The following is a 354-nucleotide window of genomic DNA, read 5'->3' as shown; positions in this document are numbered from 1 at the left end:
GTCCGACTGACGGTATTTGTGACCCGCGTGACTACGACGATTATCACGTGATTGCGTGGATGAAGTTTCCGGAGCCGTGGTCGGCTTGAGCTAAGTGTGGAGGATTTGTGACAACTATTTGTGCGGTGCGCGATGCGGGTGGTGTGTGGATGGGTTCTGATTCGGTGGCCACGCTTAACAATGATGGGTTGCGTACGCTGCGCGCCCCCAAGATTTTTCGATCGGGTCCGTTTTGCATCGGCGTGTCCGGGGCCATGGCCCTCAATTTCTGTGTGCGCCTAAATTTCGTGCCCCCTGTCAGGAACCGGTCAATGAACGTGGAGCGCTTCATCCACGGGCCAGTGCGTGAAGAAC

General features: G+C 56.5%; 1 protein-coding gene. It reads left to right on the top strand.

The window, feature by feature from the left end; translation table 11 throughout:
• Positions 1-149: 149 nt before the first annotated feature.
• A partial coding sequence (locus AC1RPX_RS07800; protein WP_481763329.1) for a hypothetical protein occupies positions 150-354 on the top strand: 205 nt, incomplete at its 3' end.

The organism is Dellaglioa sp. CoH-56-MRSF-14 (assembly GCF_056782115.1).
The sequence above is the reverse complement of the archived record's forward strand: the minus strand, read 5'-3'. Positions and strand labels throughout refer to the sequence as shown.